General features: G+C 73.9%; 10 protein-coding genes. 1 reads left to right on the forward strand and 9 read right to left on the reverse strand.

Going from position 1 to position 15,387, the window contains the following annotated elements; translation table 11 throughout:
- Positions 1-26: 26 nt before the first annotated feature.
- Together K7787_RS24700 and K7787_RS24705 are read right to left on the reverse strand one after the other, a co-directional pair.
- Positions 27-1,304: a glycosyltransferase 87 family protein gene (locus K7787_RS24700; protein ID WP_223002997.1), complete on the reverse strand. Its 1,278-nt coding sequence runs from the start codon at positions 1,302-1,304 to the stop codon at positions 27-29.
- Positions 1,305-1,568: 264 nt separating this feature from the next.
- Positions 1,569-2,063 carry a MarR family winged helix-turn-helix transcriptional regulator gene (locus K7787_RS24705; protein ID WP_223002990.1) on the reverse strand — a complete coding sequence of 165 codons (495 nt, stop codon included), beginning with the start codon at positions 2,061-2,063 and terminating at the stop codon, positions 1,569-1,571.
- Between the two features lie 136 nt (positions 2,064-2,199).
- Between K7787_RS24705 and K7787_RS24710 the strand changes: the two genes are divergently transcribed.
- A complete protein-coding gene (locus K7787_RS24710; protein WP_009188917.1) occupies positions 2,200-2,613 on the forward strand; it encodes an organic hydroperoxide resistance protein in 414 nt (137 codons plus the stop codon).
- Between the two features lie 21 nt (positions 2,614-2,634).
- Here K7787_RS24710 and K7787_RS24715 read toward each other — a convergent pair whose 3' ends face one another.
- The 7 genes from K7787_RS24715 to K7787_RS24745 form a co-directional block, all read right to left on the reverse strand.
- Positions 2,635-3,960 (reverse strand): hypothetical protein, encoded by a 1,326-nt coding sequence (locus K7787_RS24715; RefSeq protein ID WP_223002998.1) that lies wholly within the window; start codon positions 3,958-3,960, stop codon positions 2,635-2,637.
- 134 nt (positions 3,961-4,094) lie between these two features.
- Positions 4,095-6,359: a bifunctional glycosyltransferase/CDP-glycerol:glycerophosphate glycerophosphotransferase gene (locus K7787_RS24720; protein ID WP_223002991.1), complete on the reverse strand. Its 2,265-nt coding sequence runs from the start codon at positions 6,357-6,359 to the stop codon at positions 4,095-4,097.
- Positions 6,360-6,367: 8 nt separating this feature from the next.
- Positions 6,368-8,719 carry a bifunctional glycosyltransferase/CDP-glycerol:glycerophosphate glycerophosphotransferase gene (locus K7787_RS24725; protein WP_223002992.1) on the reverse strand — a complete coding sequence of 784 codons (2,352 nt, stop codon included), beginning with the start codon at positions 8,717-8,719 and terminating at the stop codon, positions 6,368-6,370.
- A 224-nt stretch (positions 8,720-8,943) separates the two neighbouring features.
- The gene (locus K7787_RS24730; protein WP_223002993.1) at positions 8,944-11,238 is read right to left on the reverse strand and encodes a bifunctional glycosyltransferase/CDP-glycerol:glycerophosphate glycerophosphotransferase; all 2,295 of its coding nucleotides are present in this window, start codon (positions 11,236-11,238) and stop codon (positions 8,944-8,946) included.
- Between the two features lie 177 nt (positions 11,239-11,415).
- Positions 11,416-12,321: a carbohydrate ABC transporter permease gene (locus K7787_RS24735; protein ID WP_009188912.1), complete on the reverse strand. Its 906-nt coding sequence runs from the start codon at positions 12,319-12,321 to the stop codon at positions 11,416-11,418.
- Entirely contained in the window at positions 12,318-13,676 is a 1,359-nt protein-coding gene (locus K7787_RS24740; protein ID WP_247721258.1) for a carbohydrate ABC transporter permease, read from the reverse strand. The genes K7787_RS24735 and K7787_RS24740 overlap by 4 nt, the downstream gene beginning before the upstream one ends.
- 69 nt (positions 13,677-13,745) lie before the next feature.
- Complete coding sequence (locus K7787_RS24745; RefSeq protein WP_223002994.1) at positions 13,746-15,149, reverse strand: ABC transporter substrate-binding protein; 1,404 nt, start codon at positions 15,147-15,149, stop codon at positions 13,746-13,748.
- Between the last annotated feature and the right edge of the window lie 238 nt (positions 15,150-15,387).

Consider the following 15,387-nt stretch of genomic DNA (forward strand, 5'->3'; position numbering starts at 1 on the left):
CGTAGGCGGGTCGGTGTATTTCCCGTTCAAGAGGGACTCAGGGTCCCGTTTCGAAGACGGTAAGCGTCCGGTGCGGGTTGACTGGGCGATGCCGGTGACCGCGTGGCACGCCACAGTCGGGCGAACGAGAGTACCGCGGCAGTGCCCAGCAGGCCGTTTCGTACGAACATCACCACACAACCCGTCCATGTGCACGATGCCACGAGGTGGTAGAGCGTGGGATACGCCACGACGCTGACCACGGCGGCCGCCGCGATCAGCACGGCCACGGGGCGCTGCGTGGTCTGCCGTGAGGTGAGGCACACCGCGGCAAGTCCCAGCAGCCAGATCAGGTACTGCGGGCTGATCACCCGGCTGGTGACGGTGAACAGCAGCACGGCGCTGAGCGCGGCGTCGTACGGCGTCGCCGGCGTCCACCGGCGGGCCCGCACCCGCCACAGCACCAGCAGCGCGAACGCCGCCGCCGACAGGACGAGTGAGAGATGTGCCACGGTGGCCACGTGCGGGCCGGTGAACTCCAGCGAGCCGTACTGGTAGCGCACCGTGCCCGGCCAGCCCGCGTGGGTGGCGAAGGACAGCGCGGTGCCGCCGAACGACTCGATCTGCACGCCCCGCCCGCCCTGCTGGCGCACGAACGCCAGCGGATTGCGGAACGCCGCCGCCAGCGCCAGCCCGGCCACGGCGGCCGCGGCCGCCGCCCACGTCCACGCCGAGCGCGTCGTACGGCCCCGCGGCGCGCCCAGCAGCACCAGGGCCGGCCACACCTTCACCAGCGCGCCCAGCGCGGCGAGGGCGCCGCCGGCGCGCGGGGAGCGGCGCAGCGCCAGCAGGGACAGCACGGCGAAGGCGGTGGCCTGGACGTCGTAGCGGGCCAGCGGGACGTGCAGCAGCAGCGGCAGGCCGAGCGTCCAGTAGGCCGCGCCGTGCAGACTGCGGCCGGGCCGGGAGCCCGCGCGGGCCAGGGTGAGCGCGATCAGCGCGTCGACGGCGAGGGTGAGCGCCACGAAGCCCTGGAAATACGTCAGGCCCGGCAGCAGCGCGGGCGACAGCAGGACCGGGCCGGCGCCCGGCGGGTACTGCCAGAGGGTGTCGTGGGCGGGGAAGGCGCCGTGCGCCAGGGTCGTGTACCAGTGGTGGTACAGCTTCCACACCTCGCGGGCCACCGCGCCGCGGCCCAGCAGGGGGTGGGTGTTGTGGGCGAGGAGCCACAGCATCAGGGCGCGGGTGAGGAGCCAGGCCGCCGCCAGGGGGAGGAGGGTCCCTGTGGTGGTGCGGGGGTGGGCGCGGGTGCGGGGGGACTGCATGACCCTGAGTACGTGGAAGGCACGGAAGGCGCTCATCACGGCGGATCGTAGACCTGGGGCGGGGTGGGGGCGTGTCGGCTGCGCCGACCTTCTTCGAGAGTTGGCCGGATGGCCGAACTGTGGTCATCTTCGGGGCGGTGGGAGTGCCCCTGGGGTGGGTCGCCCCCGCCGCCCCTTCCCGTCCCGAACCTGGGGGCTTTGCCCCCAGACCCCCTTGGGTTCGTTGTTCGGTGCGGGTTCGTGGGGCTGGGCGAGCCCATTCGGTCAGTCGCAGGCCGGCGTGGTTTCCAGGGCCGCCTTGTCCAATGCCGTCGTCAGGCGGTTGAGGGTGGTGCGCAGGGCGGCGATCTCTTCCAGGGTGAAGCCGGTGGCCGCCATGATGCGGCGCGGGACCTGGAGCGCGCGTGCGCGCAGGGCCGTGCCCTCGTCGGTGAGACGGACCTCGACCGAGCGTTCGTCGTGCGCGCTGCGCTCCCGGTGCACCAGGCCCGCCGCCTCCAGCCGCTTCAGCAGCGGCGACAGCGTGCCCGAGTCGAGGCGCAGGCGTGCGCCGAGGCGCTTGACGGGCTGCTCGCCGTGCTCCCACAGCACCAGCATCACCAGGTACTGCGGATAGGTCAGCCCCAGTTCCTTGAGGAGCACCCGGTAGACGCCGTTGAAGGCGCGCGAGGCGGCGTGCAGCGAGAAGCAGACCTGGCCGTCCAGCCGCAGCCAGTCCTCCTCGTCCGGCGCTGCGGCCGGGGGTACCTCGGTAGTCATGCCCCCAGGGTAGCGCCGGACATGATTCAGTTGTGCGCAATTGAATTGTGTGGTTGAGTTTTAGGCGTCCGGGGGCGTGGCCGCCGGGCCCGACGCCCACCGGCGTATCACCGATGTACCGAGAGGGATGGTCTCCATGGACGCGCTCTACACCGCCGTCGCCACCGCCACCCACGGCCGTGACGGCCGCGCCTACGCCTCCGACGGCAAGCTGGACGTGCAGCTGGCCCCGCCGGTGGAGCTGGGCGGCGACGGCCAGGGCACCAACCCCGAGCAGCTCTTCGCCGCCGGCTACGCCGCCTGCTTCGCCAGCGCCCTAGCCCTCGTCGGCCGCCAGGCCAAGGTGGACGTGAGCGACGCCGCCGTCACCGGCGAGGTCGGCATCGGCAAGCAGGGCGAGGGCTTCGGGCTCGCCGTCACCCTGCGCGTGGAACTGCCCGAGACCGTGGACGGGGAGACCGGCCGCAAGCTGGTCGAGCAGGCCCACCAGGTCTGCCCGTACTCCAACGCCACCCGCGGCAACATCCCGGTCGACCTCGTCATCGAGTAGTCCCGGGCGCCCGGCGGCGCCTCACCGTACGGCCGCGCTCCGCTCCGTCGCCGAGCGCGGCCCCGGCAGGCCCACCGGCCGCAGCGCCGCCAGCCGCTCCAGCAGCAGCGGCACCCCCACCACCGGCAGCAGCCAGGCCAGCACGATCAGCCGCTCGCCCCACACGGTGATGTCGGGATGCGCCGCCTGGGTCAGGAACCCGGTGGCCGCGGCCGCCAGCACGAAGGCCCCGAACGCCCGGCCGCCGCGCCGCAGCACGCCCCAGGCGCCCGCCGCGAGCAGTGCCGCGAACAGCGGCTGCCACAGCTGCCGCCGCAGCCACTCCCGCCAGAAGTGCCCCTCCAGCCGCAGCAGCTCGGGCCACGGATGCGCCCGGTCGGGCAGCGCGTAGTGATCGGTGAGCAGGTCCTGCACGCTGTCCGCCTCGGTCGGATAGCGCAGCGCCCGGGCCAGCAGCAGCGTGCCGAGGACGGCGCAGCAGCCCACCGCCGCGAGCCCCAGGACCGCGCCGCCGGGCGACCGGCCCCGCGCCCACCGCCGTACGGCGATCAGCGCGCCCGCCGCGGCCAGGCCCACCCCGAGGAACAGCGCCTGCGAGTGCTTGACCGCGAACAGCGCGGCCAGCGCGCCGCCGGTCAGGGCGATCCCGGCCCCGCGGCGGCCGTCCAGGGCCAGCGCGCAGCCCCACAGCGCGGCGAGCGTCAGCGCCAGCATCAGCCCCTCGGCCATAGGCCGCATGGCGGTGGTGCCGCACGGCAGGACGTAGTAGAGCGCCTGCCCGGTCAGCGCCAGATGGACCGGGACGCGCCGGGTGCGCAGCAGCAGATGGACGAGGACGCCGCCGGCCGCCGTGACGGTGACCCCCGCCGCCCACAGGCCCCAGGTCGCGCCGAGCACCGTGACGAACGGGACCAGGAAGACCGGGTAGCCCGGCCGCACCTCGAAGATCCGCATGAAGCGCGCCGACAGGAACGGCAGGGTGTGCCCGCCGGTCTGCCCGGCCCGCAGCCGTGAGTCCACCTCGCGCCACAGCTCCGCCCGGCACTTCTTCGCCACCCGGGCGGCCGGGCTCGGCGCGTCGAACTTCAGGACGTCCACGCTCTGCTCGCGGCGGGCCCGGGCCGCCCGCCCGGCGCAGGCGTGGTCGATCACCACGGCCGCCGTCTCCCGCTTGTCCTCGCCGCGCAGGCTCAGGGCGTAGGCCAGGTAATTCTTGGTGTCGGGCGTGTCCCGTCCGGTGACCGTGCCGAGCTGCGCCAGCGCGAAGACGGCGACCAGCAGCAGCACCCAGCCGAGCGGGCCGCGCGGGCCCCGCAGCACCCCGCGGACCGCGGCGAGCCGCCGCACACCGCTCACGCCACCGCCTGTGCCGCCGCTCACGCCACCGCCTGTGCCGCCGCTCCCGCCGCCGCTTCCGCCGCCTGTCCCACCGCTCACGTCGCGGCCCGCGCCACCGCCCGCGTCGCCACTCACGCCGCCGCTCATGACGTCGTGAGCCGGTCGTGGCCCGCGGCCTGCGCGGGAACCTGCGCGCCCGCCCCCGCGGCTCCGGTCGCGAGGCGCGCCGTCGTCTGCGGCGGCGTCCAGTCCCGCTCGCCGAGGATCAGCGTCCGCACCACCCGCTCGGCCGCCCAGCCGTCGTCGTACTCGCAGAACCGGGCCCGGAAGGCCGACCGCAGCCGCGCCGACTCCGCGTCCCGCCAACGGCCGGACGTCAGCAGCCGCACCAGCTCCTCGGGGGAGCGCGAGACATGGCCCGGCGGCTCGGCGGTGACGTCGAAGTAGACGCCCCGGCTCGCCGCGTAGGCGCCCCAGTCGTCGGCGTGCAGCACGATCGGCCGGTCCAGATTGGCGTAATCGAACATCAGGGCGGAGTAGTCGGTGACCAGGACGTCGGAGGCGAGCATCACCTCTTCGACGTACGGCTCGTCGGTCGCGTCGACGAGCACCCCGCGCCGGTGCAGCTCGGCCAGCCCCATGCCGCGCGCCGGACCGCCCGCCAGCGACGGGTGCAGCCGGACCACCAGCGTGTGGCCCGGCCCCAGGTCCGCGGCGAGCCGGGCCGGGTCGATCCGCTCGACGTAACCGCCGCGCCGGTACTCGCGCCGGGTCGGCGCGTACAGCACCACCGTGTGGTCCGCCGGGATCCCGAGCCGGTCGCGGAGGGCCGCGCCGTCCCCGGGCCGCGCGTCGACCAGCGCGTCGTTGCGCGGGCTGCCGGTGCGCGCGGAGGCGAAACGGCACGGGTAGGCGCGCTCCCAGACCAGCTCGGAGTGGCGGTTGGCGACCAGGCTGTGGTCCCAGCGGTCCGCGCGGTCCAGCATCCGCGGCACGTCCACCCCGTGCCGCGCGCCCGGCTTGTCCAGCAGATCGGCGCCCATGTACTTCAGCGGCGTCCCCAGATGCGTGTGGATGTGGACGCTGCCGGGGCGTTTGGCCTGCGCGTCGGGCCAGTTGACGTTGTTGACGAGGAAGCCGGCCCGCGCGGCGAGCCGCCGGTGGCGCGGGGTGCCGGGCAGCACGTACTCCACATCGGGCGGCAACAGCCCGGACTCACGCGCCAGTTCGGGGTTCTTCACCACCCACACCCCGCGCAGGTGCGGGGCGATCTCGCGCGCCGCCCGGTACACCGCCGCCGGATCGCCGAGCACCCCGCGGCTGTGGAACGCCGAGTACAGGACGAGGTCGGGCTCCAGCGGCCGGCGCGCGTGCAGCGCGGCCCAGCCGTCCTTGGCCCGGCGGCCCGCCGCCCGGCGCGCCTTCGCCGCCCGCCGCGCCAGCTCCCGTTCCGCCCGCCCGGTCTGCCGGCGCAGCAGATAGGCGGCGTAGCTGCCCTCCAGGACGCGCAGTTCGCCCTCGACGCCCGTCCCGGCAGGCCGGTGGGCGCGGAACATGCGGGCCGTGGCGCGGAAGAACTCGGCCTTGTCCGACGGGGGCAGCCGGTCCGGCTTGGCGAGGATGTCCAGGCAGTGCTCGCCCATCTTGCGGTGCAGATACGGCCGCCAACGCGCCAGCTCCGGGCGGGAGTTCACGAACGCGAACACCCGCTCGTACTGGTCGTGGATGTCGAAGTGCTTGCGGCTGGTGGTGGAAAGGATGTTGCCCTGCCGGCGCTGGCGGTAGTGCAGGCAGATCCGGTCCAGCGTGGCGATCCGGCCCGCGCTGAGCAGCACCGGGAACGTCCACGGCGTGTCCTCGTAGTAGCCCGGCGGGAACGTGAAGCCGTGCTCCTCGACGAAGCCGCGCCGGTACGCCTTGTTCCACACCACCATCAACAGGTCGAGGATCTCGGGGCGTTCGGCCGCCGTGAAGGTGCCCTCGGCGCAGTCGGCGAGCACCCTCGCCAGCACGTTGCGCCGGGTGCCGCCCCACCAGTAGGTGCGGGCGTAGTCGAAGACCAGCACATCCGGGTCGGCGGTCTGCTCCAGCCGGTCGGCCAGGGCGCGCAGCGCGCCCGGGGTGAGGGTGTCGTCGCTGTCGAGGAAGAGGAGGAAGTCGCCGGTGGCGAGCGGGAGTCCGGCGTTGCGGGCCCGGCCGAGGCCGACGTTCTCCGCCAGGTGCACGACCCGCACCCGGGGGTCGCGGGCGGCGTACTCGTCCAGGATCGCGCCCGAACCGTCCGGGGAGCAGTCGTCCACGGCGATCACCTCGACGTCCCGGAAGGACTGCCCGAGGACCGAGTCCAGGCACTCGCGCAGGAACCCCTGCACCTTGAAACAGGGGACGATGACGCTGAAACGGGGCACTGCTGTCGTCAGCTCCTTACGAGGGTGGCCGCGGGGGCCGGGACACGCCGGGCGAGGGGGACCACCGGCGGCAGGGCCTCGGGCGGCTCGCCGAGGAAGACCCGGCGGACGACGCGCTCGGCGGCCCGCCCGTCGTCGTACTGGCAGAACCGCTCCCGGAACACCGCCCGCAGCGCCGCCGACCGGGCGCCCGCGTACGAGCCGTCGCGGAACAGGCGGGCCAGCTCCTCGGGAGTGCGCGCCACCGGGCCCGGCGGGCACTCCATCAGGTCGAAGCAGACGCCGCGCGTCTCCCGGTACACCTCCCAGTCGTCGGCGTAGACCACCATCGGCCGGTCGAGGTTGGCGTAGTCGAACATGATCGAGGAGTAGTCGGTGACCAGCGCGTCGGCGGCCAGGCACACCTCCTCGGTGGAGCGGTGTCCGGTCACGTCGATGACCCGGCCGCTGCTGTGCCGCCCGCCGTGGTCGTAGAAGTAGTGGGCGCGCAGCAGGACGACGACGTCCTCGCCGGCCGCCGCGCAGAACGCCTCCAGGTCGAGGGCGGTCTCGAAGCCGGTCCGGTAGTCGCGGTGGGTGGGGGCGTACAGGACGGCTCTCGCGCCCTGCGGGACGCCGAGCGCGCGGCGGGCGCGGGCCACGGCCCCGGCGTCCGCCGTGCAGTAGAGGTCGTTGCGCGGATAGCCGTACTCCAGCGCCTCGTAGGTGCCGGGGAAGGCCCGCTCCCACATCTCGGTGGAGTGGCGGTTGGCGGAGAGGTTGTAGTCCCAGCGGTCCACGCGGCGCAGCAGCTTGGTGAAGCTGCCGCTCCGCGCGGCGACCACCGGGTACGTCGACTGGTCGCAGCCCATCGTCTTCAGCGGCGTGCCGTGCTGGGTCTGCAGGTGCACGCTGCCGGGGCGCTTGACGACGGCGTCGGCGAAGTTGGCGTTGTTCACCAGGTACGTGGCACGGGCCAGCAGCTTCCAGTACCGCGGCGAGCCGATCACCGCGCTCTCGACGTCCTCGGGCACGGCGTGCTCCCGGCCGGGCTCGACCAGGAACACCGCGCGCAGGTGCGGGGCGAGTTCACGGGCGGCGGCGTGCAGGGCGGCCGGGTTGCAGGCGTAACCGCGGCCCCAGTACGCGCAGTAGACGACGAGGTTCTCGTCGAGCGGGCGGTGCAGGTGCCAGCGGTAGACGAGGCGGGTGCCGAGGGCCTGGGCGCGCGTGGCGACGGCGGTCCGCGCCCGCCCGGCCCGCGTCCCGGCCCGTCCGGCGGCGCACAGGGCGCGGAAGAGGGGGTGCGCGAGGGCGAGGGGGAGCAGGCGGGTGAGCGCGACGCGCCGGGCCGGGCGGAGGACGGGGGTGGTGCTGGGGCCCGTACCGGTGCTGGTGTCCGGACCCGTACCTGGACCGGTGCCGGCACCGGTCCCGGCATCAGTGCGGTCGTCCGGTGGCCGGGGGGCTGCGGGGCGGCGGCGGCCGTCCGGACGGGCCGCGCGGGCCGGGCGGTGGCGGCGGTGCAGGGCGCGGGTGCGGCGGAGGAAGGCGCGGCGGCGGCGCGGGGGCACCCGGTCCGGGTGCGCGGCCGTCTCCAGTACGGCGGCCAGGACCTGGTCGAACAGCGGCGCGTACCGTCGCGCGTCGAGGGCCTGTTCCGCGGCCCGGACGAGCACCCGCTCGGACTGGTCGAGGAGGTCGAACTGGTGCTCGCCCGGGAGTGCGAGCCGGCTGCCCTGCCGGCGTTCCCGGTGCCGTACGACGGCCCGGCGCAGGACGGCGATCCGCTCGGCGGCCACCGTGACCAGGCCGCCCCAGCCCAGGTCGGTGTGGTGCCCGGCGGGGAAGGCGAGGCCGTGGCCGGTGACGAAGGCGCGCCGATAGGCGGCGCTCCAGGCCGGCCGGCGCACCCCGGTCAGCCACGGGACCTCGCCGGGCGCGACGGCGTGCGCGGGCGCCTCGGCGGGCAGCCGCCCGGCCGGACCCGCCGGCACCCCCTCCCACCAGGGCGACCGCTCGTGCTCGAAGTACAGCGCGTCCACCTCGCCGGTCTCCGCCAGCCGCTCGGCCAGCGCGGTCAGCGCGCCCGGCAGCAGGAGGTCGTCGCCGTCGAGGAACAGCAGATACGCGCCAGTCGCCGCCCGCAGCCCCGCGTTGCGCGCCCCGGCGAGCCCCTCCGGCGGCGGCGAGTGCACCACGCTCACCCGCGCGTCTCGCCCGGCGTACCCGGCGGCCACGTCGGCGGCGGGGGCGTCGGGCGCGTCGCACACCGCGATCAGCTCGAAGTCGCCGAAGGACTGGACGAGGACCGAGTCCAGCGCCTGGGACAGCCGGCCGGCCACCCCGTGGGACGGGACGATGATGCTGAAGCGGGGCATGCTGCTCTCTCTGTCGTTGCCGTGGCCCGGCCCACCCGCCGGTGCGCCGGCCCGCCGTTCCCGCGCGGCGGCCTGCCGCCCCGGCGCGGCGGCCGGCGGGCCGGGTGCGCCGTCGCGTGCGGGCGTCCGCCCGGACGGCCCGACGGCCGCCAGGTGGAGGGCCGGGTGGGCGTGGGCCGCGTCGTGCTGGGTCGCATACGGACTCCCGGAAGGACCAACGGCGTTCAGCGGCTCTCGGTGACGGTCTGGGGACCGGCGGGTTGCGGCACGGTGGCGAGCCGGGAACGCCCGTGCGCCGTGGCCGCCCGCGACGGCGCCGGACGCCTGCGCCCGGGCGGGACGACGGGCGGCAGCCCGGACGCCTCGTCCCGCTGCCCCAGCACCACGTGCCGCACCACCCGCTCGGCCGCGCGGCCGTCGTCCCAGGGGCAGAACCGCTCCCGGAACGCGGCCCGCAGCCGCGCGGAGTCCGCGCCGCGCCAGTGCTCGCCCGAGAGCAGGTCGGCCAGCTCGTCCGCGGAGTGCGCGACCGCGCCCGGCGGGCACTCCCGCACGTCGAAGTAGACGCCCCGGACCGCCTCGTACGCCGCCCAGTCGTCGGTGAGGAGCACGATCGGGCGGTCCAGGTTGGCGTAGTCGAACATCAGCGAGGAGTAATCGGTGATCAGCGCGTCGGAGGCCAGGCACAGCTCCTCGACGCTCGGGTGGCCGCTGACGTCGATGACCCGGCCCCCGCCCTCACCCGTGAGCGGGGCGGCGGAGTCCAGCGGGCCGTCGTGGAAGCAGTGGGCGCGGGCCAGGACGACGAAGCGCGGACCGAGGCGGCACAGCAGGCGCTCCAGGTCCAGCGGCGGCTGCTGGGTGCGGCGGTGGTCGCGGTGGGTCGGCGCGTACAGCAGCGCGACCGCGCCCTCCGGGACGCCGAGCGCGGCGCGCAGCCGGGCCACGTCCGCCGGGGTCGCCCGCTGGAACACGTCGTTGCGCGGGAGGCCGTACTCCAGCGTGGTGTAGCGGCCGGGATAGACCCGCTCCCAGGTGAGCGTGGTGTGCCGGTTGCCGGACAGGACGTAGTCCCACTTGGCGGTGTTGCGCAGCAGCTCGGCGAAGTCCATGCCGCGGGCCGCCGCCGGGTGCTCCTGGAGGTCGAGGCCCATGTGCTTGAGCGGGGTGCCGTGCTGGGTCTGGACGAACACCTGCGCGGGGCGCTTGACCAGGCGGCGGTCGAAGTTGACGTTGTTGACGAGGTACTTGGAGCGGGCCAGCGCCGTCCAGTACGCGGCGGTGCCCGGCGTCAGCCGGCGTACGCCCGCCGGGACCGTGTCCTGGTGCTCGGGCCGGGCGATCCAGGCCGTGCGGATGTGCGGCGCGACCTCGCGGAACGCCGCCTCCAGCGCGCCCGGGCTGCAGCCGTATCCGCGCCCCCAGTACGCGGCGAACACGGCGCGGTCGGCGCGCACGGGCAGGCACAGCTGGACGCGGTAGTGCGCCTGGAGCAGGACGGCGCGCAGCGCCCGCAGTACGCCTGTGGCCGCACCCGCGGCACGGCGGCGCAGGGCGGCGGCGCGCAGCAGGGCGCGGAAGGTGCGGTGCAGACCGAGCCGGACCAGGGCGTGCCGCAGCCGGGTGCGCGCGGCGGGCCGGGGGCCGGGGGCGCGGTGGCGGCGGCAGTGCGCGCGGGCCCGGCGCCAGAACTCCCGGCGGCAGCCGCGGGGCACCCGGCCGGGACGCGTGCCCACCGTGCCGAGGTGGTCCACCATCCGCCGGTACAACGCCGGTCGCCAGCAGTCGAGTTCGGGGCGCCGGTCGAGGAACGCGAACAGCCGGTCGTACTGGTCGAAGACGTCGAGGTGCCGGCGGTCGGCGGTGCCCAGGATGCTGCCGGGGCGCTGCCGGTAGTGCACGCACACCCGGTCCAGGGTCGCGATGGACCGCGCCGTCAGCAGCACCGGGTACGTCCACGGGGTGTCCTCGTAGTAGCCGGCCGGGAAGGACAGGCCCTCGCGGGCCACGAAGTCCCGTCGGCAGGCCTTGTTCCAGGCCACCATCAGCACCCGCAGCAGCTCCGGCCGGTCGGCGAGCCGGAACGGGGCCGGGCCGTCGTGCGCGAGCGGCGCGCGGACCTCGTCGGGGACGGCCCGGCCCGTCCAGTCGGTGCGGGCGAAGCCGTAGACCAGGACCTCGGGGTCGCCGGTCGCGGTCAGCCGGTCGGCGATCGAGCGCAGCGCGCCCGGGGCGAGGATGTCGTCGCCGTCCAGAAAGATCAGGTAGTCGCCCGTGGCCTCGGCCGTCCCGGCGTTGCGCGCCGGACCGAGCCCGCCGTTGACGGGCAGATGGACGACGCGGACGCGCGGATCACGGGCGGCGAACTCGTCGAGGACGGCCCCGCAGGCGTCCGGCGAGCGGTCGTCGACGGCGATCAGTTCCAGGTCCGTGAACGACTGGGTGAGCACCGATTCCAGGCACTGGTGCAGATACGCCTGGACCCGGTGGACGGGCACGATGACACTGAACCGGGGCAAGGGTCCATCCAAGGGTCGGCACGGGCGGTCGGCCCCGTCGTCACGACGGGGCTGTGCCCGGCAACGGCCGATGGAGTGAATCGGTTACGGTTCACTGCTGCATGTGGGGGACAGCGGGTGAACGGAAAGGGACGGCCCTGTGACGGACCGCCCCTCTCGATTCGCCTTCCTGTACGACTACTTGACCGCGCCCGCCATGACCCCGGAGACGAACTGCCGCTGGAACGCGAAGAACACGGCCAGCGGGATCACCATGGAGATGAACGCCCCGGGCGCCAGCACGTCGACGTTGTTGCCGAACTGGCGCACCTGCGTCTGGAGGGCGACCGTGATGGGCTGGGTGCCGGACTTGGTGAACACCAGCGCGACCAGCATGTCGTTCCACACCCACAGGAACTGGAAGATGCCCAGGCTCGCGATCGCCGGCCCGCCCAGCGGCATCACCACCCGCGCGAACAGGCGCAGTTCGCCCGCGCCGTCCAGCCGGGCGGCCTCCAGCAGCTCGCGCGGGATCTCCGCGAAGAAGTTCCGCAGCAGGAACACCGCGAACGGCAGCCCGTAGCCGGTGTGGAACAGCACCACCCCGAGGATCGAGCCGAACAGGCCGATCTTCCCGAAGAGTTCGGCGATCGGGATGAGCGCCACCTGCACCGGCACCACCAGCAGCCCGACCACCGCCAGGAACCACCAGTCGCGGCCGGGGAACTCCATCCACGCGAACGCGTAGCCCGCCAGCGATCCGACCACCACGACCAGGATCGTCGCCGGGACGGTGATCAGGGCGGTGTTCAGCAGGGAGTTGGTGATGTCGCTGTTCTCCAGCAGCTTCTGGTAGCTGTCGAAGGTGAGCTGCGAGGGCTTGGTGAACACGGTCCACCAGCCGTTCGCGGCCATGTCCTGCGGCGAGCGCAGCGACGACAGCAGCAGACCGATCGTGGGGACCAGCCAGAACAGCCCCACCACGATCAGGAACACCCGGACCATGCCGCCGCTGACGATCTCCGCCAGCCGGGCGGCCGGCGACCGCCGGGCCTCGGCGGGCCGGGGCGGGGGAACCTTCGTGACGGCCTCGGTCGTGGTCATCGCCGCACCTCCCGCCTCAAGCGCCTCATGTTGAACAGCATCACCGGGATCACCAGCAGCAGCAGGAACCCCGCGATGGCGCTGGCGACGCCGGGCCGCCCTTCGGAGAAGCCCTTGCGGTACAGCTCCAGCGCCAGCACGTTGGCGTCGTCCTGTGAGGAGCCGGGCGCGATGATGAAGACCAGGTCGAAGATCTTCAGCACATTGATCATCAGCGTGACCGCGACGACCGCGAGGACCGGCGCCAGCAGCGGCACGGTGATCCGCCGGAACACCTGCCACTCGTTCGCGCCGTCCACCCGCGCCGCCTCCAGCAGCTCGCGCGGCACCCCGGCCAGCCCGGCCGCGATCAGCACCATCGCGAACCCGGCCCACATCCACACGTACGCCCCGATGATGGCCGGCGTGACCAGCGACGGGCCGAGCCAGTCCACCCCGTTGTACGGGGCCTTGAAGTTCTCCGCCGGCAGCCGCAGCCGGGCGCCGTCGGCCTCGGCGGGCAGCGTGAACGTGCCGTCGGCGGCGGCCTTCGCGCTCGCCACCACCTTGCCGTCCTTCACCGCCTCGACGCGCATCCCGTCGTAGCCCAGCTCGGAGGCGTCCACCCCGCCGAGCGTGCCGACGCCCTTGCCGCGGGTGAAGTCCTGCCAGGCCGTGCCGGTGATCTTCCCCGGCTCCGGGCTGGCCCGGACGGCCCGCTTCGCGCCGTCCGGCATCTGGTCGGGGGCCACGCCCACCAGCGGCAGCGCCACCCACTGCCCGGTGTGCACCGGCGCGGTGGTGAGGAAACCGCCGTGGTCGGGCGCCAGCGGCGAGTTACGGCCCGGGTGCGCCTTCGGGAACGCGGAGGACTGCGCGAAGGTGTCGTGCACCCCGACCCACACCGCGTTCGCGACGCCCTTGTCCGGGTCCTGGTCGTAGACCAGCCGGAAGATGATCCCGGCCGCCAGCATCGAGATCGCCATCGGCATGAAGACGACCAGCTTGAACGCCGTCCCCCAGCGCACCCGTTCGGTCAGCACCGCGAAGACGAGGCCGAGCGCGGTGGCGACCGTCGGCGCGAACACCACCCAGATGACGTTGTTCTTCAGCGCGGTGCGGATGCCGTCGTCGGTGAAGAGGGCACGGTAGTTGTCGAACCCGGCGAAATGGTCGCCGGAGGAGTCGTAGAAGCTGCGGACGATCGAGTACCCGATCGGGTAGACCACGAGCGCGCCGAGCAGCACCAGGGCGGGCAGCAGGAACAGGGCCGCCACGACCTTGCGGGTGCCGGTCACGCTCTTGCGGCCGCGGGGCGCGGCGGGCGCCGGCGAGACGGGGGCGGGCGAGGCCCCCGCCGCCGTGGCCGACGTCATCGCCCGGCCCGCCGTCCCACCCGGCCGGCGCGCCGCGCCGGACGTCCGTCGTGTGCGCGTCCCATGGGATCAGCTCCCGCCGCCGTAGGCCGCCGCCGCGTCCTTCTCCAGCTTCGCCTGGGCGCCCGCCACGTCCGACGGGTTCTTCAGGAAGTCCTGGAGGTCCTTCCACTCGCCCTTGCCCGGCGTGCCGCCGAACGCCTGCGGCGCCTGGTCGGACATGTCGAAGCGGAAGTCGTCGCCGGAGGCGATCAGCGCCTTGGCGATCGTGCGCTGCACCTCGTTCGGGTACGCCGACTCCGGCACGTTCTTGTTCGGCGACAGATAGCCGCCGAGCTTCGCCTGGATCGTCGCCGCGTCCGGCGACGCGAGGAAGGTCACCAGCGCCTGCGCCGCCTTGGAGTCCTTGAGGATCACCGCCGCGTCGCCGCCGGACACCACCGGCGCGCTCGCGCCCACCGCCGGGAACGGGAACACCTTGGCGTCCGTGCCCACCTTCGCCTTGGTCTCACCGATGTTGACCTGCGCGAAGTCGCCCTCGTAGACCATGGCGGCCTTCGGCTGGTCGCCGCCGGTGAAGGTCTGGGTGACCGACGCCGGGAACTCCGTCTGCAGCGCGCCGTCCGGGCCGCCCGCCAGATAGTCCTTCTTGGACCAGATCTGCGCGAGGGTGGTCAGCGCCTGCTTGACCGACGGGTCCGTCCACTTGATCTTGTGCTGGGCGAGCTGGTCGTACTTCTCCGGACCCGCCTGGGAGAGATAGACGTTCTCGAACCAGTCGGTCAGCGTCCAGCCGTCGGCGCCGCCCACCGAGAACGGGGTCACCCCGGAGTCGTACACCTGCTGCGCCGTGGACAGCAGGTCCTTCCACGTCTTCGGCTCGCTCGCCCCCGCGTTCTCCAGGGCCTTGGCGTTGTACCAGATCAGCGACTTGTTGGCGGCCTTGTAGTAGACGCCGTACTGCTTGCCGTCGACCTTGCCGATGTCCTGCCAGCCCTGCGAGTAGTTCTTCGAGAGCTGCGCCTGCGCCTCGGCGCCGACCGGCTTGGCCCACTTCTTCTCGACGGCCTGCTTGATGGCGCCCGGCTGCGGGAGCAGCGCCACGTCCGGCGGCTGACCGCCCGCGATCTTCGAACCGAGGAAGTTGATGATCGGGTCCTGGGCGGGGACGAAGGTGACCTTGGCGCCGGTGCGCCGGGAGAACTCCGCCAGCACCTTCTTGAAGTTGGCCTGTTCGGCGCCGGTCCAGACGGCGGCGACCTCCAGGGTCGTGCCGTCCAGCTTCGGCAGGGTGACGGTCGAGCCGGTCTCCGCGCCCCCGCCGCTCGCCTTGCTGCTCTCGTCGCTGCCGCTCTTCTTGTCGTCGTCGCCTCCGCCGCACGCGGTGAGGGAGAGCGCGAGGGCCCCCGCGGCGAGAACCGCCGCGGCCCTGACCGCCCTGCGGGTGCGGGTGGTGCTGTTCGTGCTGCGCATCAATGCCCCGTTCTTCGTTCCTCGTCGAACGCCGAGCGCTGTTTCGTGCGCTCTGGTCTACGCCGGGGCATGGACGTCGGCAAGAGCATTCCCGGTGTCCGGCGGACGATCGTTAACACGTCGTGACTCTGCGTCAGAGGCGGTCGTCACAAGGGCCGTTGAGGTGCGTGTGACGCGCGTCAAGTGGGGTGGAGGGGGGTAGCAGGGGGGGGTGGGGGGCGGGGGGGGCGGCGGGGGG

Source organism: Streptomyces sennicomposti (assembly GCF_019890635.1).
Lineage (GTDB): Bacteria > Actinomycetota > Actinomycetes > Streptomycetales > Streptomycetaceae > Streptomyces > Streptomyces sennicomposti.

Bases quoted from the DNA above. Each gene is read 5' to 3' on its own strand.
- K7787_RS24735 (WP_009188912.1), bottom strand. From the start codon at position 12,321: ATGACCACGACCGAGGCCGTCACGAAGGTTCCCCCGCCCCGGCCCGCC.
- K7787_RS24705 (WP_223002990.1), bottom strand. From the start codon at position 2,063: ATGACTACCGAGGTACCCCCGGCCGCAGCGCCGGACGAGGAGGACTGG.
- K7787_RS24745 (WP_223002994.1), bottom strand. From the start codon at position 15,149: ATGCGCAGCACGAACAGCACCACCCGCACCCGCAGGGCGGTCAGGGCC.
- K7787_RS24740 (WP_247721258.1), bottom strand. From the start codon at position 13,676: ATGACGTCGGCCACGGCGGCGGGGGCCTCGCCCGCCCCCGTCTCGCCG.
- K7787_RS24700 (WP_223002997.1), bottom strand. From the start codon at position 1,304: ATGCAGTCCCCCCGCACCCGCGCCCACCCCCGCACCACCACAGGGACC.
- K7787_RS24710 (WP_009188917.1), top strand. From the start codon at position 2,200: ATGGACGCGCTCTACACCGCCGTCGCCACCGCCACCCACGGCCGTGAC.
- K7787_RS24725 (WP_223002992.1), bottom strand. From the start codon at position 8,719: ATGCCCCGCTTCAGCATCATCGTCCCGTCCCACGGGGTGGCCGGCCGG.